Origin of the sequence: Mesorhizobium sp. B2-6-2 (genome assembly GCF_006440615.1) — a bacterium.
Lineage (GTDB): Bacteria > Pseudomonadota > Alphaproteobacteria > Rhizobiales > Rhizobiaceae > Mesorhizobium.
Window position 1 is genome coordinate 634,552 of the sequence record NZ_VFUG01000001.1, and the last position, 17,965, is coordinate 652,516.

Below are 17,965 nucleotides of genomic sequence, written 5' to 3' on the forward strand. Positions count from 1 at the left end.
TCGGCGACATCGCCCAGCCCGCATGGGAAGAATTGATACCTCTTAGGGCGCCTCGACCGCTTCGCCCGAAAGCGCCATGGCTCTCATGGCCCGTCCGGGCCAGCATGTCTGGCCGAGAACGCTGCCGCCGCCGCCCGCGACGGCAGGTCGAGCTTGAGCAGTATGTTGGCGACATGGCGCTTGACCGTGTGCTCGCTGAGGCTGAGCTCGGCGGCGATCGCGGCATTGCTCTTGCCGTCGGCGATCAGGCTCACCACCTCGCTCTCGCGCGCCGTCAGCGCCGTCGGCTCGGCCGGCTTGGGCTTGGGACGGCAGGCGGGCTCCAGATGCTGTTCCGACGTCGCAAGAACCGCCGGCATGGGCTCGTCCAGCTCGTCGAGGCTGACGCGGCCGGCATCGACGAAGTGCAGGCCGGAACCTGTCGCAAGATCGGCGACCAGCCGCGAGGCGAGGATGTCGCCGCGCCCGGCATGCGCAGCGAGTTGCATTGTCACCCGCGCCGTCAGTCCGACCGGCTGGCCGCGCATTTCGGTCTCGCCGACATGCACGCCTTGCGCGCTCGCCACGCCGATTTGCTGCGCCGCCTCGCGCAATGCCGCGGCGCAACGCACGGCGCGCGCCGGCCCATCAAAGCGCGACATCATCAATTCGCCATGCGTGCCGGCCGTCCGGCCGCCGTGGCGCCCGACCAGAAGCCGCCAGGTTTCCTGGAAGCGCTGGCTGCGCTCGCTCCACATACGATCGCCGAGCCTGGCCGTGTCGTAGATGCGCGTCACCAGCAGCGCCGCCAGCACGCGCTCGGTGTCGGCCACCGCCGGCTCGCCGGTGAGGCATTCCTCGATCAGGTCGGCAACCCGATCGACATCGCCGGTCCAGATCGGATGATCGCGCCCGGCTATCTCGACCAGCCGGGCATGCGGGATCTTCTTCGCGAGGAAACGGCTGGCGTCAGGGTCGACACGGACGTCGTTGCGGCGATGGATGAGCAGCGTCGGCGCGCTGATCATCGCCAGGATGCCGCGCACGTCGATATCGGCGTTCATGCGGGCAAGGGCTGCCGCGGCGGTCGGGCTGGCCGACAGCCGCTCGAACCGGGCCCACCACTGGGCGAAATGCGCATCGTCCACCCGGCCGGGCGCGAAATTGGGCAAGGTGGCGCCGGTGCCCCACGCCGTCTCCGCCGTCTCGATGAAGGCCTCAAGCCGCTCCGGCGGCATCACCCATTTGTGGAAATGCGCATAGCCGCCATAAAGCACCAGCGCGCGCGTCCGCTCCGGATAGGTGGCGGCGAACAGCATCGCCATCGGCGCGCCTTCCGAGGCGCCGAGGATCGCCGCGCGGCCGCTGCCGGCGGCGTCCATCACGGCGCGCACGTCGTCCATGCGGGTCTCTAGGCTCGGCAGATGACGGGTATCGACACGGTCGGAGAGTCCGGTGCCGCGCTTGTCGAACAGGATCAGCCGCGAGAAGGCCGAGAGCCGCTTCAGCAGCCGGCTGTAGCCTTCGTCTTCCCAGTGCAGGTCGAGATTGGAGATGAAGCCCGGCACGAACACAAGATCGAACGCGCCCTGGCCGACCACCTGATAGGCGATCCGCACGTCCCCGCTGCGGGCATATCGCGTCTCGATCGGCCTCACGAGTTCTTCCGCCCGGTCCGACGATTTCCGATCGTCAAACATAACAGAGCCGCGCCGATAGCGGCAGCTTAAATTTTAGCAGAAAGAAATATAAGGCCGCCCGGTCGCTACGCTATTTTTGCGAAGCGGCGATATCGGCCGGGAAGGCCGTAAGCCCAAGCTTCATGTCGGCCTCCGCGGGGCTGATCGGCCGCCTGATCCTGGCCGAGGCGGCGACCACGAGCTCATCGAAATTCTCGGTGCCGGCGTCGAGCATCTCGAAGAACTGGCGCCGCATCCGCGGCTCCCAGAACTTGTTGATGTGCTCGGCGACGCCGGCAATGCCTTCCTCGCGCGGTTTCGAATGGAAGAAGGCGGCGATCTGGTTGGCCATGCGCACCAGCTTTTCCCTGGTGCTGGCGATGTGGTCTTCGTCATGCGACATGCTTGGCAACTCCGGAAGCCACCCGTTCAGGGTGGGTGAAAATATCGAAATCGTCGCCGCGAACCAGCGCCACCAGCGTCATGCCGGCGGCGTCGGCCGTGCGGATGGCAAGCGCGGTCGGCGCCGAAACCGCCATGATGATCGCGGCGCCGATGGCGGCCGACTTCTGCACCATCTCCACCGAGACGCGCGAGGTCACCACAACGGCGCCCGACGCGCCGCCGATGCCGGCCCTGGCCAGCGCGCCGGCTAGCTTGTCCAGCGCGTTGTGACGGCCGACATCCTCGCGCGCCATGACGATGCCCTTGCCGGGAACATAGAAGCCGGCGGCATGCACCGCGCCGGTCTCTTTGTGCAGCGGCTGCTGCTTCGACAGCAGGCGGACGGCGCTTGCTATATCTTCAGATTGAAGCGTAAGTCGCGACGCACCAACGGCATCGACGGAGCGCATCGCTTCCTCGATAGATTCGATGCCGCACAGCCCGCAGCCGACCGGCCCGGCCAGCCTGCGTCGCCGCGCCTGGAAGCGCGTGTTGGCCTTGTCCTTCAGCTTGATCTGGATGTCGATGCCGGCGCCGAGGTCCTCGACCTCGATCGCCTCGATCTCTGCCGGGTCGGCGATGATGCCTTCGGTCAGCGAGAAGCCGAGCGCAAAATCCTCGAAGTCGGCAGGGCTCGCCATCATCACCGCATGGGTGGTGCCGGCATAGGAGAACGCCACCGGCGTCTCTTCCGGCACCATGCGGTTCGCGGCCGCGGTGCCGCCGGCGCGGTGCGCGAGACGAGAGATCTGGGAAATGGCGGGACGTTCGTTCGTCACGAGGCGCGCCTCCCTGTACTCCCCATCCTTCGCAGCAACTCGCGCCTTTCTTCTCCCCCGTCGATCGGGGGAGAGGTGTCGAGCGAAGCTCGACGGAGTGGGGGTCGATCAGCCGTCAAGATTGAAGCTCTTGCCTCGACACACCTACTCCGCCGCCTGCAGCGGGGCGATGCGCCGGCTCTGCTTGGCCTGCTCGTTGTAGTCCTTCTGCCAGTCGGTCGGACCGTTGGACGGCGCCACCTGCACGGCAGTGACCTTGTATTCCGGACAATTGGTCGCCCAGTCCGAGAAGTCGGTGGTGATGACGTTGGCCTGCGTGTCGGGGTGGTGGAAGGTCGTGTAGACGACACCGGGCGAGACGCGGTCGGTGATCAGCGCGCGCAGCGTCGTTTCGCCCGAGCGGCTTGCCAGTCGCACCCAGTCGCCTTCGTGCACGCCGCGGACTTCGGCGTCGTGTGGATGGATCTCCAGCCGGTCCTCGGCATGCCATGCGACGTTTTCGGTGCGCCTTGTCTGCGCGCCGACATTGTATTGCGACAGGATACGGCCGGTGGTCAGCAGCAGCGGATAGCGCGGACCGGTCCGCTCGTCCGTCGCCACATATTCGGTGCGGATGAACTTGCCCTTGCCGCGCACGAAGCCGTCGACATGCATGATCGGCGTGCCGAGCGGCGCCTTCTCGTTGCACGGCCACTGCACCGAGCCGACGCGGTCGAGCAGCTCGAACGAGACGCCGGCGAAGCTCGGGGTCGTCTGGGCGATCTCGTCCATGATCTGCGAGGGATGGGTATAGTTCCAGTCGAGCCCGATGGCGCGGGCAAGCTCCTGCGTCGCTTCCCAGTCGGCATAGCGCGCCTTCGGCTCAATGACCTTGCGCACCATATTGATACGGCGCTCGGCATTGGTGAAGGTGCCGTCCTTTTCGAGGAAGGTCGAGCCCGGCAGGAAGACATGCGCGTAGTTCGCCGTCTCGTTGAGGAAGAGGTCGTGCACGACCACGCATTCCATCGCGGCGAGGCCGCCGGCGACATGCTTGGTGTCGGGATCGGACTGTAGGATGTCCTCGCCCTGGATGTAGATGCCCTTGAACGAACCGTCGACGGCGGCGTCCAGCATGTTGGGGATGCGCAGGCCCGGCTCATCGTCCAGCTTCACGCCCCACAGGCTTTCATAGATGTCGCGCACCGCTTCGCCCGAGATGTGGCGGTAGCCCGGCAATTCATGCGGGAACGAGCCCATGTCGCAGGAGCCCTGCACGTTGTTCTGGCCGCGCAGCGGGTTCACACCGACGCCCGGACGGCCGATGTTGCCCGTGGCCATGGCGAGGTTGGCGATGGCGATCACCGTGGTCGAGCCCTGGCTGTGCTCCGTCACGCCGAGGCCGTAATAGATCGCGCCATTGCCGCCCTTGGCATACATGCGCGCGGCACCCCGGATGAGTTCCGGATCAACGCCCGAGAGCTTGCCGACCACCTCAGGGCTGTTCTCTGGCAGGGCGACGAAGGACGCCCAGTCCTGGAACTCGGCCCAGTCGCAGCGTTCGCGGATGAAGGCCTCGTCGAACAGGCCTTCAGTGACGATGACATGCGCCAGCGCCGTCAGCACCGCCACGTTGGTGCCGGGCTTCAAGGGCAGGTGGTAGTCGGCTTCGATATGCGCCGACTTGACCATCTCGGTGCGGCGCGGATCGAGCACAATCAGCTTGGCGCCTTGGCGCAGCCGCTTCTTCAGCCGCGAGGCGAACACCGGGTGGGCGGAAGCCGGATTGGCGCCGATGATGACGGCGACGTCGGTGAACTCGACCGAATCGAAATCCTGCGTGCCGGCCGAGGTGCCGTAGGTCTGGCCGAGCCCGTAGCCGGTCGGCGAATGACAGACGCGGGCGCAGGTGTCGACATTGTTGTTGCGGAAGCCCTGCCGCACCAGCTTCTGGACGAGATAGGTTTCCTCATTCGTGCAGCGCGAGGACGTGATGCCGCCGATTGCCGTGCGTCCATACTGATACTGGATGCGGCGGAATTCCTTCGCCGTATGGGCGATCGCCTCTTCCCAGCTCACTTCGCGCCACGGATCGGAAATCTTCTCGCGGACCATCGGGGACAGGATGCGATCCTTGTGCGTGGCATAGCCATAGGCGAAACGGCCCTTGACGCAGCTATGGCCGTGGTTCGCCTTGCCGTCCTTGTAGGGCATCATGCGGATGACCTCGTCATCCTTGACCTCGGCCTTGAACGAGCAGCCGACGCCGCAATAGGCGCAGGTGGTGACGGCCGAGCGCTCCGGCATGCCTTTTTCAAGCACAGTCTTCTCGCGCAGCGCGTCGGTCGGGCAGGCCTGCACGCAGGCGCCGCAGGAGACGCATTCGGACGCGATGAAGTCCTCATGCATGCCGGCGACCATGCGCGATTCGAAGCCGCGTCCCTCGATCGTCAGCGCGAAGGTGCCCTGCACCTCTTCGCAGGCGCGCACGCAGCGCGAGCAGACGATGCACTGTGCCGGATCATAGGTGAAATAGGGATTGGATTCGTCGCGGGCGATGTAATCGACCGCCAGCGAGCCGTGGCCGGGCGCGACGCCGTTCTCTTGCTTGACGTGGTTGCGGCCCTCGACGCCGTAGCGGTTTTCGGTGAGGCCCACCGACTTCGCCACTGCGTCGAACTCGCTGGCGCCGGTTCCGGCCTTCTCGTTCCAGCCGGTCGGATGGTCGGAGACATAGAGTTCCATGACGCCGCGACGGATGGCGTCGAGCCGGTCCGACTGCGTGCGCACCACCATGCCTTCGCCGACCGGCGTCGTGCAGGAGGCCGGCGTGCCGCCGCGTCCTTCGATCTCGACCAGGCAGACGCGGCAGGAGCCGAAGGAGTCCAGCATATCGGTGGCGCAGAGTTTCGGGATCTCGACCCCGCCCTCCATCGCCGCGCGCATGATCGACGTGCCTTCCGGCACGGTGATGCTTTGCCCGTCGACGGTCAGGGTCACCTGCTTCTTCGCGTTCGACTCCGGCGTGCCGTAGTCGATCTCTTGGATGAGTGTCGGGAAGTCGGCCTTGATGTTCATCTGCCAGCTCCTATTCAGCAGCCACGCGCGCCGGCGCGGGCTTGAAATCCTCGGGGAAATGCGTGATCGAGCTCATCACCGGGTAGGGCGTGAAGCCGCCCAGCGCGCAAAGCGATCCGAACTTCATCGTGTTGCAGAGGTCGGTGACCAGAGCGAGGTTCTTCTCCGCCTCGATGCCCGCGGCGACCTTGTCCAGAACCTCGACGCCGCGCGTCGAGCCGATGCGGCAGGGCGTGCATTTGCCGCAGCTTTCGATGGCGCAGAACTCCATGGCGAAGCGCGCCTGCTTCAGCATGTCGGCCGTGTCGTCGAACACGGTGATGCCGGCATGGCCGATCAGCCCGTCGCGCTTGGCGAATTCCTCGTAGTCGAACGGCGTGTCGAACAAAGCCCGCGGGAAATAGGCGCCGAGCGGGCCGCCGACCTGCACCGCCTTCACCGGACGCCCAGTGGACGTGCCGCCGCCGATGTCGTCGACGATCTCGCCCAGCGTCAGGCCGAAAGCTGTCTCGAACAGGCCGCCATGCTTGACGTTGCCGGCGATCTGGATCGGGATCGTGCCGCGCGAGCGGCCCATGCCGAAATCCTTGTAGTAGGCAGCGCCCTTGTCCATGATGACGGGCACCGAGGCCAGGCTGATCACGTTGTTGATCACCGTCGGCTTGCCGAAGAGACCTTGGATCGCGGGCAGCGGCGGCTTGGCGCGCACCACGCCACGCTTGCCCTCGAGGCTGTTGAGCAGCGAGGTTTCCTCGCCGCAGACATAGGCGCCGGCGCCGACGCGGATTTCCATGTCGAAGGCGTTGGGCGAGCCGAGCACGTTGACGCCCAGCACGCCCGCCTTGCGGGCGATAGCGACCGCCTTGTTCATCGTCGCCACCGCATGCGGATATTCCGAGCGGATATAGACGAAGCCCTTGGTCGCGCCGGTGGCGATGCCGGCGATCGCCATGCCTTCGATCAGCACGAAGGGATCGCCTTCCATGATCATGCGGTCGGCGAAAGTGGCGCTGTCGCCTTCGTCGGCGTTGCAGACGATGTATTTCTGCTCGCCCGCCGTATCCAGCACCGTCTTCCACTTGATGCCGGTCGGGAAGCCGGCGCCGCCGCGGCCGCGCAGGCCGGATTCGGTCACCTGTTTCACGATGTCCGCGGGCGCCATCGCCACTGCATTCTGCAGCCCATTCAGGCCGCCATGCGATTTGTAGCTGTCGAGTGACAGCGGATCGATGATGCCGCAGCGCGCGAAGGTCAGCCGCGTCTGCTTGGCGAAGAAGGGGATCTTGTCGGGCGAGCCCAGCCAGCGCTTGTGATGGCCGCCCTTGAGGAAGCCGCTGTCGAACAGGCTCTTGACGTCGGACGGCTTGACCGGCCCGTAGGCGACGCGGCCCTCGGCCGTCGCCACCTCGACCATCGGCTCCAGGAAATAGGCGCCGCGCGAGCCGTTGCGCACGATCTTGGCTTCGACGCCGCGCTCCTTGAGCTCCTTCTCGATCGCCTTGGCGACCTTTTCTGCGCCGAGCGCCAGCGCGCCGGAATCTGCCGGGATATAGATGCGCGGGATCATGAACGTACCTCCGCGACGATCTCTTCGATCTTCTCGTCATCGAGCCGGCCGATGACCTCGCCATCGAGCATCGCCGACGGCGAGCAGGCGCAAAGCCCGAGGCAGTAGACCGGCTCCAGTGTAACCGATCCGCCGCGCGTGGTCTCGTGGAAATCGATGCCGAGCAACTGCTTGACCTTGGCCGCGACGGCCTCCGAGCCCATCGATTGGCAGGCCTCGGCCTGGCAGAGCTTCAGCACGTGCCGGCCGGCAGGCTTGGCGCGGAAATCGTGATAGAAGCTGACGACGCCATGCACCTCGGCCCGCGACAGGTTCAGCCCATCGGCGATCACCGGCAGCGCGTCTTTCGGAACGTGGCCGAACTCTTCCTGTATGCTGTGCAGGATCGGCAGCAACGGGCCTTCGAGGCCCTTCATCTCGTCAATGATCGCCGCCGTGCGCGACGCGATCTCGGTACTTGCGGCCTGCATGCTCACGCAGCGCCCTCCCTGGTCGTGGCGGCCAATGTATGTCACCCCGGAATATAGAGCGGTTTCGGGGCAACGACATGCATAGGGCGCAATATCGCTAAGTCCTTACGAAATCAGAGGAAACCTCCGAAATCAATAAAGCGCTCTCGTCGCTTGATAGAAATTTTCTATCAAGATCCGTCGGCTCGCATTGTCTAGCCTAGCGGTGGGCGCGGAAATCGTCCGCCAGCGCCATCGCCTCTCCCAGAAGCGCCTGCACCAGCGGCGTGTGCGGCTCGCGCGGCGCCGCCACCAGCCCGACCGTGTGGCTGGCATCCGGCTCGACGATGGGGATGGCACGGATGGGTTCGGAAAAGCCGAACGTTTCCGCAAGGTTGAGCGGCATGATCGATGACCATTTGCCTGTACGGATATGCGAGAACAGCACGATCATCGAATTCGATTCCAGCGTCGGCCGCACCTGCACGCCGGCTTCCGCCAGATGCTGGTCGATGATGCGCCGGTTCTGCATGTCCGGCGTCAGCAGGCAGAGCGGCAACTGGCTGATCTCGGCCCACGACACTTTGTCGCGGTCGGAATAGGGGTTCCCGACCGCCGTGATCAGCTGGTAGCGCTCGTCATAGAGCGGCACGCTGGTGACGCGCCCGAGCGGCTCGTTGTCGAGATAGGTGATGCCGGCATCGACGTCGAAATTGCCGAGCAGCGACAGCACCTCGATGGATGTGCGAGATAGTACCGAGAAGGTGACGCCTGGATGCTTTTCGCGGAATGGCGTCGTCAGCCGCGCCACCATGGCGAGCGCCGTCGGGATCGCGGCGATGCGGATGCGCCCGGACAGGCCGTGGCGCGCCGCGCGCATCTCCTCGCGCATCGTGCGGGTATCGCCGACGATGCGGCGCGCCCAGCCCAGCACCTGCTTGCCTTCCGGTGTCAGGCCCTGGAAGCGCGAGCCGCGCAGCACCAGCATGACGCCCAACTGCTCCTCGAGCTGCTTGATGCCGGCCGACAGCGTCGGCTGGGTGACGCCGCACACCTCCGCGGCCCGGCCGAAATGCTCCTCCTTGGCGAGAGCGATGAAGAATTCCAGTTTGTCGATCATGCCGTCCGATCCGCCGCGGTTTGCCCAAGGTCGGGGAAATCGCCTTGCTTCGCAAGACGCATGCGCAATCGGCCTCGCCCACACTTTTGAGCCGGTTATCTGTTTTCCCGCGCCGCGCGTGGCGTTATGTGGGATAGGTGGAAGCGGGGAGGGACGACATGCTGGGTTGGTTTCGCAAGCTGTTGCCGCGCGAGGATCGCTTCTTCGACCCATTCGAGCGGCATTCGCGCACCGTGGTCGGCGGCGCCGAAGCCCTTGAGCAGCTTCTCCAGGGCAAGGATATCGACCGCTGGTGCCAGAAGTCGACTTTTCTCGCCGCAAGGCTGGCCGGATGACGGGACCCGGACCCGCCTGAGAGTGGGCGCTATTTGCCCACCAGGTTCAGGATGTTGCCGTCGGGATCCTTGAACCAGGCCACCTTCATGCCCGAGCCGACATGGATGTCGCCTTCGAGCGACAGGCCGGGCATATCATAGTGCTCGAAGGTGATGCCCTTCGACCGCAGCGATTTGACGATTTCGCCGATCCGGTCGCCTACCGCCCAGGTTGCGGCCGTCGCCTTGTTGGTGCCGGCGAATTGCGAGCGATAGACATTGAGGAGCGTGTCACCGCTTTTGTAGACGATCAGCTCGCCATCCATGTCGTCCACTTGGCTGAGGCCCAGCGTGCCCTCGTAGAACGCCCTTGCCTTGGCGATGTCCTTCACCGCGAGATTGGCTGTCACATTGCTGTTTTCAAGCATGACCGTCTTCCTTCTCCGGTTGTCGTGATGGCGATGGAGATAGCGCGGGCACGCCGTTTGGCTATGACCGGGCCCGAACCTGCGCCGCGGCCCTGGCCAAATCCGACACCATCCGTCGCTTTCCGGGGCACGCCGGGCGAGCCGTTGCGCCACGGCTTGGTTCTGCCGGCAAACTGCACTATCTGGAACGCCAAACGCCGAGGAAAGATCATGACCGTTACCAAGGAATCCGTCATCGAGCGCCTGAAGACGGTGAACGGACCGGACTTCACCGGCAACATCGTCGATCTCGGCATGGTCTCCGAGATTTTCATCGCCGATTCCAAGGTCTTCTTCTCGATCACCGTGCCCGCCCACCGCGCCCAGGAGCTGGAGCCGTTGCGTGCCGCGGCCGAGCGCGCGGTGAAGGCTATCCCCGGCGTCGCCAGCGCCGTCGTCGCGCTGACGGCGGAGAAGAAAGGCGGCGGCATGGAAGCGCCGGTGCCGACGCGCCCGTCTGCCCCGCGGCCCGCCGCTCCGCATCCGGCGCCGCAGCGCCCCGCGCCGCACGCGCCCGCATCGCAGAGCCATGGCAGGCGCGGCGTGCCCGGCATCGACGCCATCATCGCGGTCGCCTCCGGCAAGGGCGGCGTCGGCAAGTCGACGACCGCGGTCAACCTGGCGCTCGGCCTTGCCGCCAACGGGCTGAAGGTCGGCGTGCTCGACGCCGATATCTACGGCCCGTCCATGCCCAGGCTGCTCAACATCCACGGCCGGCCGCAGACCGTCGACGGCAAGGTGCTGAAGCCGATGCAGAATTACGGCCTCAAGGTGATGTCGATGGGCTTCCTCGTCGATGAGGAGACGCCGATGATCTGGCGCGGCCCGATGGTGATGTCGGCGCTGACGCAAATGCTGCGCGAGGTCGAATGGGGCCCGCTCGATGTGTTGGTGGTCGACATGCCGCCCGGCACCGGCGATGCCCAGCTCACCATGGCCCAGCAGGTGCCGCTTGCCGGCGCCGTCATCGTCTCGACGCCGCAGGATCTGGCGCTGATCGACGCACGCAAGGGCCTCAACATGTTCAAGAAGGTCGACGTGCCGCTGCTCGGCATTGTCGAGAACATGAGCTACTTTCTCGCCCCGGATACCGGCAAGCGCTACGACATTTTCGGCCATGGCGGCGCGCGCCGCGAGGCCGAGCGCCTGGGCGTCACCTTCCTCGGCGAGGTGCCACTGGAAATGGGCATCCGCGAAAGCTCGGACGCCGGCACCCCGGTCGTCGCCTCCAAGCCGGAGGGTGCGGAGGCAAAGATCTACCGCGATATCGCCAGCAAGGTCTGGGAAAGGGTCCAGGAAGAGCGCGGCGCCGCCGAAGCCGCCGTGCCGAGCATCGTGTTCGAATAATTCCTTTCCTTTGAAAGGGTCAGGCGCCGACCTTCTCGCCGAATGTCGAGAAGAACTGCCCTGCCAATTTCTTCGATGTCGATTCGATCAGCCGGCTGCCGAGTTGCGCGATCTTGCCGCCGACCTCGGCCTTGGCGGCGTATCTGAGCACTGTCGAGTCCGCCCCGTCGGCGGTCAGCGTCACGTCGGCGCCGCCCTTGGCGAAACCGGCAACGCCGCCCTTGCCTTCGCCCTGGATGGTGTAGGAATGCGGTGGCTTGAGGTTCTTCAGCGTGACTTCGCCGTTGAAGGTCGCCTTGATCGGGCCGATCTTGAGCACCACGGTCGCCGCCATCGCGGTGTCCGAATTCTTCTCGAGACTCTGGCAGCCGGGAATCGCCACTTTCAGGATCTCCGGGTCGTTAAGGGCTTCCCACACTTTCGCGATGGGTGCGGCGATCCGCTCCTCGCCTTCGATCACCAAAGCCATCAAGACCTCCCGCATTGCTGATGCCGGTTGGTCGTAGCGCGCGGCCCGAAACAAGTCTATCGCACCAAAGTCCGGGTTCCGGCTGCGCCTGCCTCTTGCCTGCATGGACGCATTGTCCTATCGATTTGTCATACAAATACGGAGACCACCATGGCAGGCGCCCCCACCAAGAAGAAGAAATTTCGCTCGCAGGAGTGGTTCGACAATCCCGACAATCCGGGCATGACGGCGCTTTATCTCGAGCGCTACCTCAATTACGGCCTGACGCGCGCCGAGCTGATGTCGGGCAAGCCGCTGATCGGCATCGCGCAGACCGGTTCCGATCTTTCGCCCTGCAACCGGCATCACCTCGAGCTCGCCAAGCGCGTGCGCGAGGGCATTGTCTCGATGGGCGGCATCCCATTCGAGTTCCCCTGCCATCCGATCCAGGAGACCGGCAAGCGCCCGACGGCCGCGCTCGACCGCAACCTTGCCTATCTCAGCCTGGTCGAAGTGCTCTACGGCTATCCGCTCGACGGCGTCGTGTTGACCATCGGCTGCGACAAGACGACGCCTGCCTTGCTGATGGCGGCGGCCACCGTCAACATTCCGGCGATCGCGCTTTCGGTCGGCCCGATGTTGAATGGCTGGCACAAGGGCAAGCGCACCGGTTCGGGCACGATCGTCTGGGAATCGCGCCAGCGGCTGTCGGCCGGCGAGATCGACTATGACGAGTTCATGGACATCGTCGCCTCCTCGGCGCCGTCGACCGGCTATTGCAACACCATGGGCACGGCGACCACGATGAACTCGCTGGCCGAGGCGCTCGGCATGCAATTGCCTGGCTCGGCCGCCATCCCGGCCCCGTATCGCGAGCGCGGCCAGATCTCCTACGAGACGGGCAAGCGCATCGTCGAGATGGTGCACGAGGATCTGAAGCCGTCCGACATCATGACCCGCGCGGCGTTCGAGAACGCCATCGTCGTCAACTCGGCCATCGGCGGCTCGACCAACGCGCCGATCCACCTCAACGCCATCGCCCGCCATCTCGGCGTGCCGCTCGACAATGACGACTGGCAGAAGATCGGCCTCGACATCCCGCTGCTGGTCAACCTGCAGCCGACGGGCGAGTATCTCGGCGAAGACTATCACCATGCCGGCGGCGTGCCGGCGGTCGTCGCCGAACTGATGAAGGGCGGCCTGCTGCCGCATCCCGATACCGTCACCGCCAACGGCAGGTCGATGGGCGACAATTGCCGGGATGCCGTCAACGAGAATCACGACGTCATCCGCGGCGCCGACAAGCCGCTCAAGGCCAATGCCGGCTTCATCAACCTCAAGGGCAACCTGTTCGATTCCGCCATCATGAAGACCAGCGGCATCTCGCCCGAATTCCGTGAGCGCTACCTCTCCAACCCGAACGACCCGGAAGCCTTCGAGGGCAACGCCATGGTCTTCGACGGGCCGGAGGATTATCACGCCCGGATCGACGATCCGGCGCAGGGCATCGACGAGCACACGATCCTGTTCATGCGCGGCGCCGGTCCGGTCGGCTATCCGGGCGGCGCGGAGGTGGTCAACATGCAGCCGCCGGCCTACCTGATCAAGAAGGGCATCCACGCTCTTGCCTGCATCGGTGACGGCCGGCAGTCCGGCACGTCGGGTTCCCCGTCGATCCTCAATGCCTCGCCTGAAGCCGCGATCGGCGGCGGGCTGGCGCTGCTCAAGAGCGGCGACCGCGTCCGCATCGACCTGAGGAAGGGCACGGCCAACATCCTCGTCAGCGACGAGGAGATCGCCAAGCGGCGCGCTGCGCTGCAGGCCAATGGCGGCTATCACTATCCCCAACACCAGACGCCATGGCAGGAGATCCAGCGCGGCATGGTCGACCAGTTCTCGGCCGGCATGGTGCTGAAACCGGCGGTGAAATACCAGGACGTCGCCCATACCAGCGGCGTGCCGCGCGACAATCACTGAGCCTCAATATTCGGCCGATCAAAAGGGCGGCTTGCCGACGGCGGGCCGCCCTTTTCTGTTGCCCTTGTTTCATCTCCAAGGAACCCACAGATAAGCTCGACCTCGGCAGCTCAGGAAGGGAGAGATCATCGTGGCGAAACGGCGCTCTTCCCTCGGCTTTCTCGGCATGTTCGGCCGCTCCGGCGATCTGCGCCAGCTCGACGACGCGTTGCGTGCGGCCGACCTGCATCCGGCGCTGGTGCCAGAGGGCGTGAAACTCACCATCGTCAACCTGATGAACGACCGCTGGCCCGATGAGCCGCCGGCGGACGCCTATGCATCCGTGGCGCAGCTCTGCGGCTATTGCGTCGCCGGACGCCATGTGTTCGAGCAGGCCAACGGCCGCGAGCCGACATTGCAGGTCGAGCGCCGCATCGAGGCGGCGCTGGAGGCCGGCGACAGTTTCGACGCGCAGATCGTGCTGATGACGCTGCACGCCAAGCTGACCAACGCCGAGGTCGTCGCGCGCTACGGGCTGAGGGCGGAATGATCCGACGAACAGGATGCGTTGAGATTTCGGTCAGGCCGAGTCGAAAATGGTGGGTTCCGAGAACCGGCCTACGCCGGCCGTAGCCTTCCCGGCCGTAGCCTTCATAGAGCGGAGACGCTTATGACAGCTTCGGCCGGCGGAGGCCGGAGCGGAGCGTACTTAAAGTACGTGAGCACCGGAAGCACAGCCGCCATTTGCAGGCCGGCCTCACCGGAATATCAATGCGTCCTAGCCGCCCATCTTGTTGCGCGGCAACTTGATCATCTCGCCGAAGCGGGCGCGCAATTTGTCGTCCAGCAGGCGCGAGACGTGGCGCGGGAAGCGCTCGGCAAGCACGCGCTTCTTCTCCGCGATCGCCCGCGACAGGATGTCGGGCCGGCCTTTCTCGTTCCATTCCTTGGGCGAGAAACGGTCGCCGACGGCGGGATAGAAATATTCCGTCTGCATCAGCTTCAGCGTCTGATCGTTGCCAAGATAGTGCCCAGGGCCCTTGAGGCAGACATCGGCGATGGTGTCGATCGACAGCGCGTCGTCCGTCACCTCGATGCCGCGCACGCAGCGCAGGCAATGTCCGAGCATGTCGTTGTCGATGATCAGGCTTTCGAGGCAGAAGCCGAGCAGCGAGGCATGCATGCCGGCCGATTCATAGACCAGGTTCAGGCCGGACAAGCCCGCCATGACATTGGTGATGCCCTTCTCGTAGCCCGCCTGGATGTCGGGCAGCTTCGAGTCCGACATGCCGGCGGCCGAGCCGCCGGGCAGGTCGTAATATTGCGCCATCTGGGCGCAGGCCGCGGTCAGCACTGCTTGCTCGGCCGAGCCGCCCGACATGGCGCCGGTCCTGAGATCGGAGACGAACGGCCAGGTGCCGAAGATCGCCGGATGTCCAGGCTTGACGGCATTGACATAGACCAGGCCCATCAGCACTTCCGCCACCGCTTGCACGACGGCGCCGGCAATGGCGGCAGGTGCCGTGGCGCCGGCCTGGCCGGCCGACAGAAGCAGGATCGGAATGCCGCCTTCGACGCAGGCCTCCAACACTCCGCAGGCGTCCTCGGCGAACTTCATCGGCGGCACGACGAAGCAGTTCGAGTTCGACACGAAGGGGCGCGCCCGGAAATTCTCCTCGCCGCCGGCGATCGCATAAAGCATTTCCAGCGCCGGCTTAACGTTCTCGCGCACTGTGAACGAGGTGCCGACATGCTTGGACGTCCCCATCACGCAGGCATAGAGCGTGTTGAAATCCATATCGAGCGGGTCGGGAATGTCGCGCGGCACCATGGTGCGCTGGAAGAAGTGGATGTTGTCCAGCCCATCGACGAGACGGGCGGCGTCGTAGAGATCCTGCAGCAGCGATTCGCGATATTCGCGCTTCTCGACATCGACCAGATGCACCGCCGCGCCCGCCGTGCCGTAATGCACGCGTTTGCCTTGGATCAGCATGTCGTGCTTCGGATCCTGGCCATGGAGGGTGAAGTTGCGCGCGGCTTGTCTGATTGTGTCCAGCACCAAGGCGCGCGGTAGCCGGACGCGGCCGTCGTCGCCATAGGTGGCGCCCACCCGGGTCAGCGCCTCGATGCAGGACGGGATGGCATTGGCGAAGCCGACCGTTTCCAGCAGCGTCAGCACCGCTTCGTGGATGCGTTCGCGGTCGTTCTGGCTCAATGGGCCATAGCTGCCGCCTTCAAGCCCCGGCCGCACCGGACGGATGTCGTCGGCCAAGGGCGCTGCCCGCATCGCGCGGCGCGCTTCGCGCCCGCCGGACCGCCGCGAACGCTGGTCCGACGACGATTCCTGCTTCTCGAGAGCCACTGACATGGAAGCACTCCACCTTTGTCTTTATCTGCGAGGCGGGCGCGGCGGTTGGTCCACCATCGGCCTGCCTCGTCCCCTTCTGGCTCCGACTATGCCGCCGGCATTGGCACAGCCTATGGGCCAAGCAATCCCGTCGAATATGCCAGAATGCTAAAGCGGCAAACATACGCCCAAACAAAAGAGCCGGCGCAGCGCCGGCTCTTTTTTCAGGGAGGTCTGTGGCGATCAGGCGGCCGCGGGCCTGCGGCCGGCGGCGGTGGCAAGTTCGCGGATGCCCGGCTCGATATGCTGCAGCGAGATCGAGGAGATGCCCAAGCGCATGAAACGAGAGGGCTTTTCGCTTCGATCGAAGAACCGGTCGCCGGGTTCGATGATGACGCTGCGCGACGCGGCGGCTTCGGCCAGGCCGCGTGAATCGGTACCGCGCGGCCCTTCCAGCCACAGCGATGTGCCGCCCGCCGAGTCGGTCGAGCGCCACTCTGGCAGGAAAGCGGAAATCGCATGGACCAGGCGCTTGCGCCGTTCGTCGAAGGCGGTGGAAAGCCTGCGCACCAGCGCCTCGTGATGGCCGAGCGACAGGAACAGCGCAACGGCGCGCTGGTTATTCGCCGGCGGGTGCCTGAGCATGAAGCGGCGCAGCGCGCGAAGCTCGGCGATCAGTCCGGCCGAGGCGACGATGTAGCCAAGCCTGAGACCCGGAGCCAGCGTCTTCGACATCGAGCCGACATAGATCACGCGGCCGGAACGATCGAGGCTCTTCAGCGCCTGCTGCGGCGCCTCGTCGAGCAGCTGGCTGTCATAGCCGTCCTCGATGATGATCTGGTTGTTGCGGTTGGCGCGCGCCAGGAGATCCTGCCGCCGCTCAGCCGACAACGGCACCATGGTCGGGCAGTGGTGACTCGGCGTGACGAAGACGAAGCCGGAATCGCTGGGGATCGACGAGGTCACGATGCCCGACTGGTCGACCGGAACGGGCTGGATATCGGCGCCGGCCAGCCGGAAGATCGAGCGGGCGTCGGGATAGCCCGGGTCTTCCATGGCCACCTTCGAGCCCTTGGTCATCAGCAGCGTGGCCAGCATATAGAGCGCGTTCTGCGCGCCCAGCGTCACGATGATCTCGTCCGGATTGGCGAAGATGCCGCGCCGCGGCAGAAGCCGGGCCTGGACCTGCTCGATCAGCAGCGGATCGTCGCGATCCACCATGTCGGACGCCCAATTGCGGATCTCGAGCACCGCCAGCGCCATGCGGTTGCACTCGCGCCATTCGGCGGTCGGAAACAGCGCCGGATCGAACTGGCCGTAGACGAACGGATAGGAGGACTTGATCCAGTTGTCGTGCTTGGCCGGCGGCGGCATGTCGCTCGCGGCGATCTGCCGGCGTGCCTTCCAGTCGATCTCGTTCTGCTGGTCGGGCGCTTTCTGGTGCGGCTTGGCGGGAGTGGCCAGCACGTCCGGATTGACGAAATGGCCGCGCCGTTCGCGCGCCACCAGGAAGCCCTGGTCGACCAGCTGCTGGAAGGCGAGCACCACCGTGCCGCGGGCAACCCCGAGTTTTTCCGCGAGAATTCGGCACGACGGCAACGGCATCGACGCGGCGATCTGTCGGTCGAGAATGGCCGCGACGATCGCCTGGCGGATCTGCGCCTGGAGGGTTTGGCCGGATTCAGCCGAAATCCGGAACAGGCCGGACCATATGGCCGTGTCATTGCGCTGTGGCATGGGAAATCTTCCTCGGACGGCCAGCTGTTTTCACTTGGCTGGACCAGTGGAGTGTATGGGTGGCATAAGGGGTTGCGCCAATCAATTTTTCTGATCGCTGGGATTTATGCCAGTGATCTATCAAGCGCGACGCGAAGCGTCGTCGCGGCGCAAGCGCGATGCGAAGCATCGTCGCGGCACTGCCCAGGCGCGATGCGCAGCATCGTCGCCCCCGCGATGCGCCCCACACCACCCAAGCAATGCGCAGCATCGTCGCCCACACCGCACGGCATCTT

The 17,965-nt window shown here is 65.3% G+C and carries 14 protein-coding genes and 1 pseudogene; 4 read left to right on the forward strand and 11 right to left on the reverse strand.

Annotation, left to right across the window (positions count from 1 at the left end):
• Positions 1–83: 83 nt before the first annotated feature.
• The 7 genes from FJ419_RS03165 to FJ419_RS03200 all read right to left on the reverse strand — a co-directional run bounded on the left by FJ419_RS03165 (position 84) and on the right by FJ419_RS03200 (position 9,074).
• A complete protein-coding gene (locus FJ419_RS03165; RefSeq protein WP_140543089.1) occupies positions 84–1,637 on the reverse strand; it encodes an alpha/beta fold hydrolase in 1,554 nt (517 codons plus the stop codon).
• A gap of 112 nt (positions 1,638–1,749) precedes the next feature.
• Complete coding sequence (locus FJ419_RS03170; protein ID WP_140687460.1) at positions 1,750–2,061, reverse strand: formate dehydrogenase subunit delta; 312 nt, start codon at positions 2,059–2,061, stop codon at positions 1,750–1,752.
• Positions 2,051–2,881, reverse strand: a complete 831-nt coding sequence (gene fdhD / locus FJ419_RS03175; protein ID WP_140687462.1) for a formate dehydrogenase accessory sulfurtransferase FdhD — start codon at positions 2,879–2,881, stop codon at positions 2,051–2,053. The genes FJ419_RS03170 and fdhD overlap by 11 nt, the downstream gene beginning before the upstream one ends.
• 144 nt (positions 2,882–3,025) lie before the next feature.
• Positions 3,026–5,938 (reverse strand): formate dehydrogenase subunit alpha, encoded by a 2,913-nt coding sequence (gene fdhF / locus FJ419_RS03185; RefSeq protein WP_140687464.1) that lies wholly within the window; start codon positions 5,936–5,938, stop codon positions 3,026–3,028.
• Positions 5,939–5,948: 10 nt separating this feature from the next.
• Positions 5,949–7,505 (reverse strand): NADH-quinone oxidoreductase subunit NuoF, encoded by a 1,557-nt coding sequence (locus tag FJ419_RS03190; protein ID WP_140687465.1) that lies wholly within the window; start codon positions 7,503–7,505, stop codon positions 5,949–5,951.
• Positions 7,502–7,981 (reverse strand): formate dehydrogenase subunit gamma, encoded by a 480-nt coding sequence (locus FJ419_RS03195; RefSeq protein ID WP_140687467.1) that lies wholly within the window; start codon positions 7,979–7,981, stop codon positions 7,502–7,504. The genes FJ419_RS03190 and FJ419_RS03195 overlap by 4 nt, the downstream gene beginning before the upstream one ends.
• 193 nt (positions 7,982–8,174) lie before the next feature.
• The gene (locus tag FJ419_RS03200; protein WP_140687469.1) at positions 8,175–9,074 is read right to left on the reverse strand and encodes a LysR family transcriptional regulator; all 900 of its coding nucleotides are present in this window, start codon (positions 9,072–9,074) and stop codon (positions 8,175–8,177) included.
• Between the two features lie 158 nt (positions 9,075–9,232).
• Here FJ419_RS03200 and FJ419_RS03205 point away from each other — a divergent pair.
• A pseudogene (locus tag FJ419_RS03205) lies at positions 9,233–9,373 on the forward strand (nuclease PIN); the annotation flags it as partial.
• Between the two features lie 65 nt (positions 9,374–9,438).
• Here FJ419_RS03205 and FJ419_RS03210 read toward each other — a convergent pair.
• The gene (locus FJ419_RS03210) at positions 9,439–9,816 is read right to left on the reverse strand and encodes a VOC family protein (protein ID WP_140687471.1); all 378 of its coding nucleotides are present in this window, start codon (positions 9,814–9,816) and stop codon (positions 9,439–9,441) included.
• 207 nt (positions 9,817–10,023) lie between these two features.
• Between FJ419_RS03210 and FJ419_RS03215 the strand changes: the two genes are divergently transcribed.
• Complete coding sequence (locus FJ419_RS03215; RefSeq protein ID WP_246679124.1) at positions 10,024–11,202, forward strand: Mrp/NBP35 family ATP-binding protein; 1,179 nt, start codon at positions 10,024–10,026, stop codon at positions 11,200–11,202.
• Between the two features lie 19 nt (positions 11,203–11,221).
• Here the strand turns inward: FJ419_RS03215 and FJ419_RS03220 are convergent, their stop codons facing one another.
• Entirely contained in the window at positions 11,222–11,671 is a 450-nt protein-coding gene (locus FJ419_RS03220) for a carbon monoxide dehydrogenase subunit G (RefSeq protein WP_140687476.1), read from the reverse strand.
• Positions 11,672–11,821: 150 nt separating this feature from the next.
• Here FJ419_RS03220 and FJ419_RS03225 point away from each other — a divergent pair, with 150 nt between their 5' ends.
• Together FJ419_RS03225 and FJ419_RS03230 are read left to right on the forward strand one after the other, a co-directional pair.
• Positions 11,822–13,627, forward strand: a complete 1,806-nt coding sequence (locus tag FJ419_RS03225) for an IlvD/Edd family dehydratase (RefSeq protein WP_140687478.1) — start codon at positions 11,822–11,824, stop codon at positions 13,625–13,627.
• Positions 13,628–13,757: 130 nt separating this feature from the next.
• The gene (locus FJ419_RS03230; RefSeq protein WP_140687480.1) at positions 13,758–14,156 is read left to right on the forward strand and encodes a hypothetical protein; all 399 of its coding nucleotides are present in this window, start codon (positions 13,758–13,760) and stop codon (positions 14,154–14,156) included.
• 228 nt (positions 14,157–14,384) lie between these two features.
• Here the strand turns inward: FJ419_RS03230 and FJ419_RS03235 are convergent, their stop codons facing one another.
• Together FJ419_RS03235 and FJ419_RS03240 are read right to left on the reverse strand one after the other, a co-directional pair.
• The gene (locus tag FJ419_RS03235; protein WP_140543101.1) at positions 14,385–15,974 is read right to left on the reverse strand and encodes a trimethylamine methyltransferase family protein; all 1,590 of its coding nucleotides are present in this window, start codon (positions 15,972–15,974) and stop codon (positions 14,385–14,387) included.
• Between the two features lie 222 nt (positions 15,975–16,196).
• The gene (locus FJ419_RS03240) at positions 16,197–17,690 is read right to left on the reverse strand and encodes a PLP-dependent aminotransferase family protein (RefSeq protein ID WP_140629206.1); all 1,494 of its coding nucleotides are present in this window, start codon (positions 17,688–17,690) and stop codon (positions 16,197–16,199) included.
• Positions 17,691–17,965: the final 275 nt, after the last annotated feature.

Coding starts and splice junctions, on each gene's coding strand:
- fdhF (WP_140687464.1), bottom strand. CDS start 5,938: ATGAACATCAAGGCCGACTTCCCGACACTCATCCAAGAGATCGACTAC.
- FJ419_RS03225 (WP_140687478.1), top strand. CDS start 11,822: ATGGCAGGCGCCCCCACCAAGAAGAAGAAATTTCGCTCGCAGGAGTGG.
- FJ419_RS03200 (WP_140687469.1), bottom strand. CDS start 9,074: ATGATCGACAAACTGGAATTCTTCATCGCTCTCGCCAAGGAGGAGCAT.
- FJ419_RS03190 (WP_140687465.1), bottom strand. CDS start 7,505: ATGATCCCGCGCATCTATATCCCGGCAGATTCCGGCGCGCTGGCGCTC.
- FJ419_RS03170 (WP_140687460.1), bottom strand. CDS start 2,061: ATGTCGCATGACGAAGACCACATCGCCAGCACCAGGGAAAAGCTGGTG.
- FJ419_RS03235 (WP_140543101.1), bottom strand. CDS start 15,974: ATGTCAGTGGCTCTCGAGAAGCAGGAATCGTCGTCGGACCAGCGTTCG.
- FJ419_RS03240 (WP_140629206.1), bottom strand. CDS start 17,690: ATGCCACAGCGCAATGACACGGCCATATGGTCCGGCCTGTTCCGGATT.
- FJ419_RS03210 (WP_140687471.1), bottom strand. CDS start 9,816: ATGCTTGAAAACAGCAATGTGACAGCCAATCTCGCGGTGAAGGACATC.
- FJ419_RS03220 (WP_140687476.1), bottom strand. CDS start 11,671: ATGGCTTTGGTGATCGAAGGCGAGGAGCGGATCGCCGCACCCATCGCG.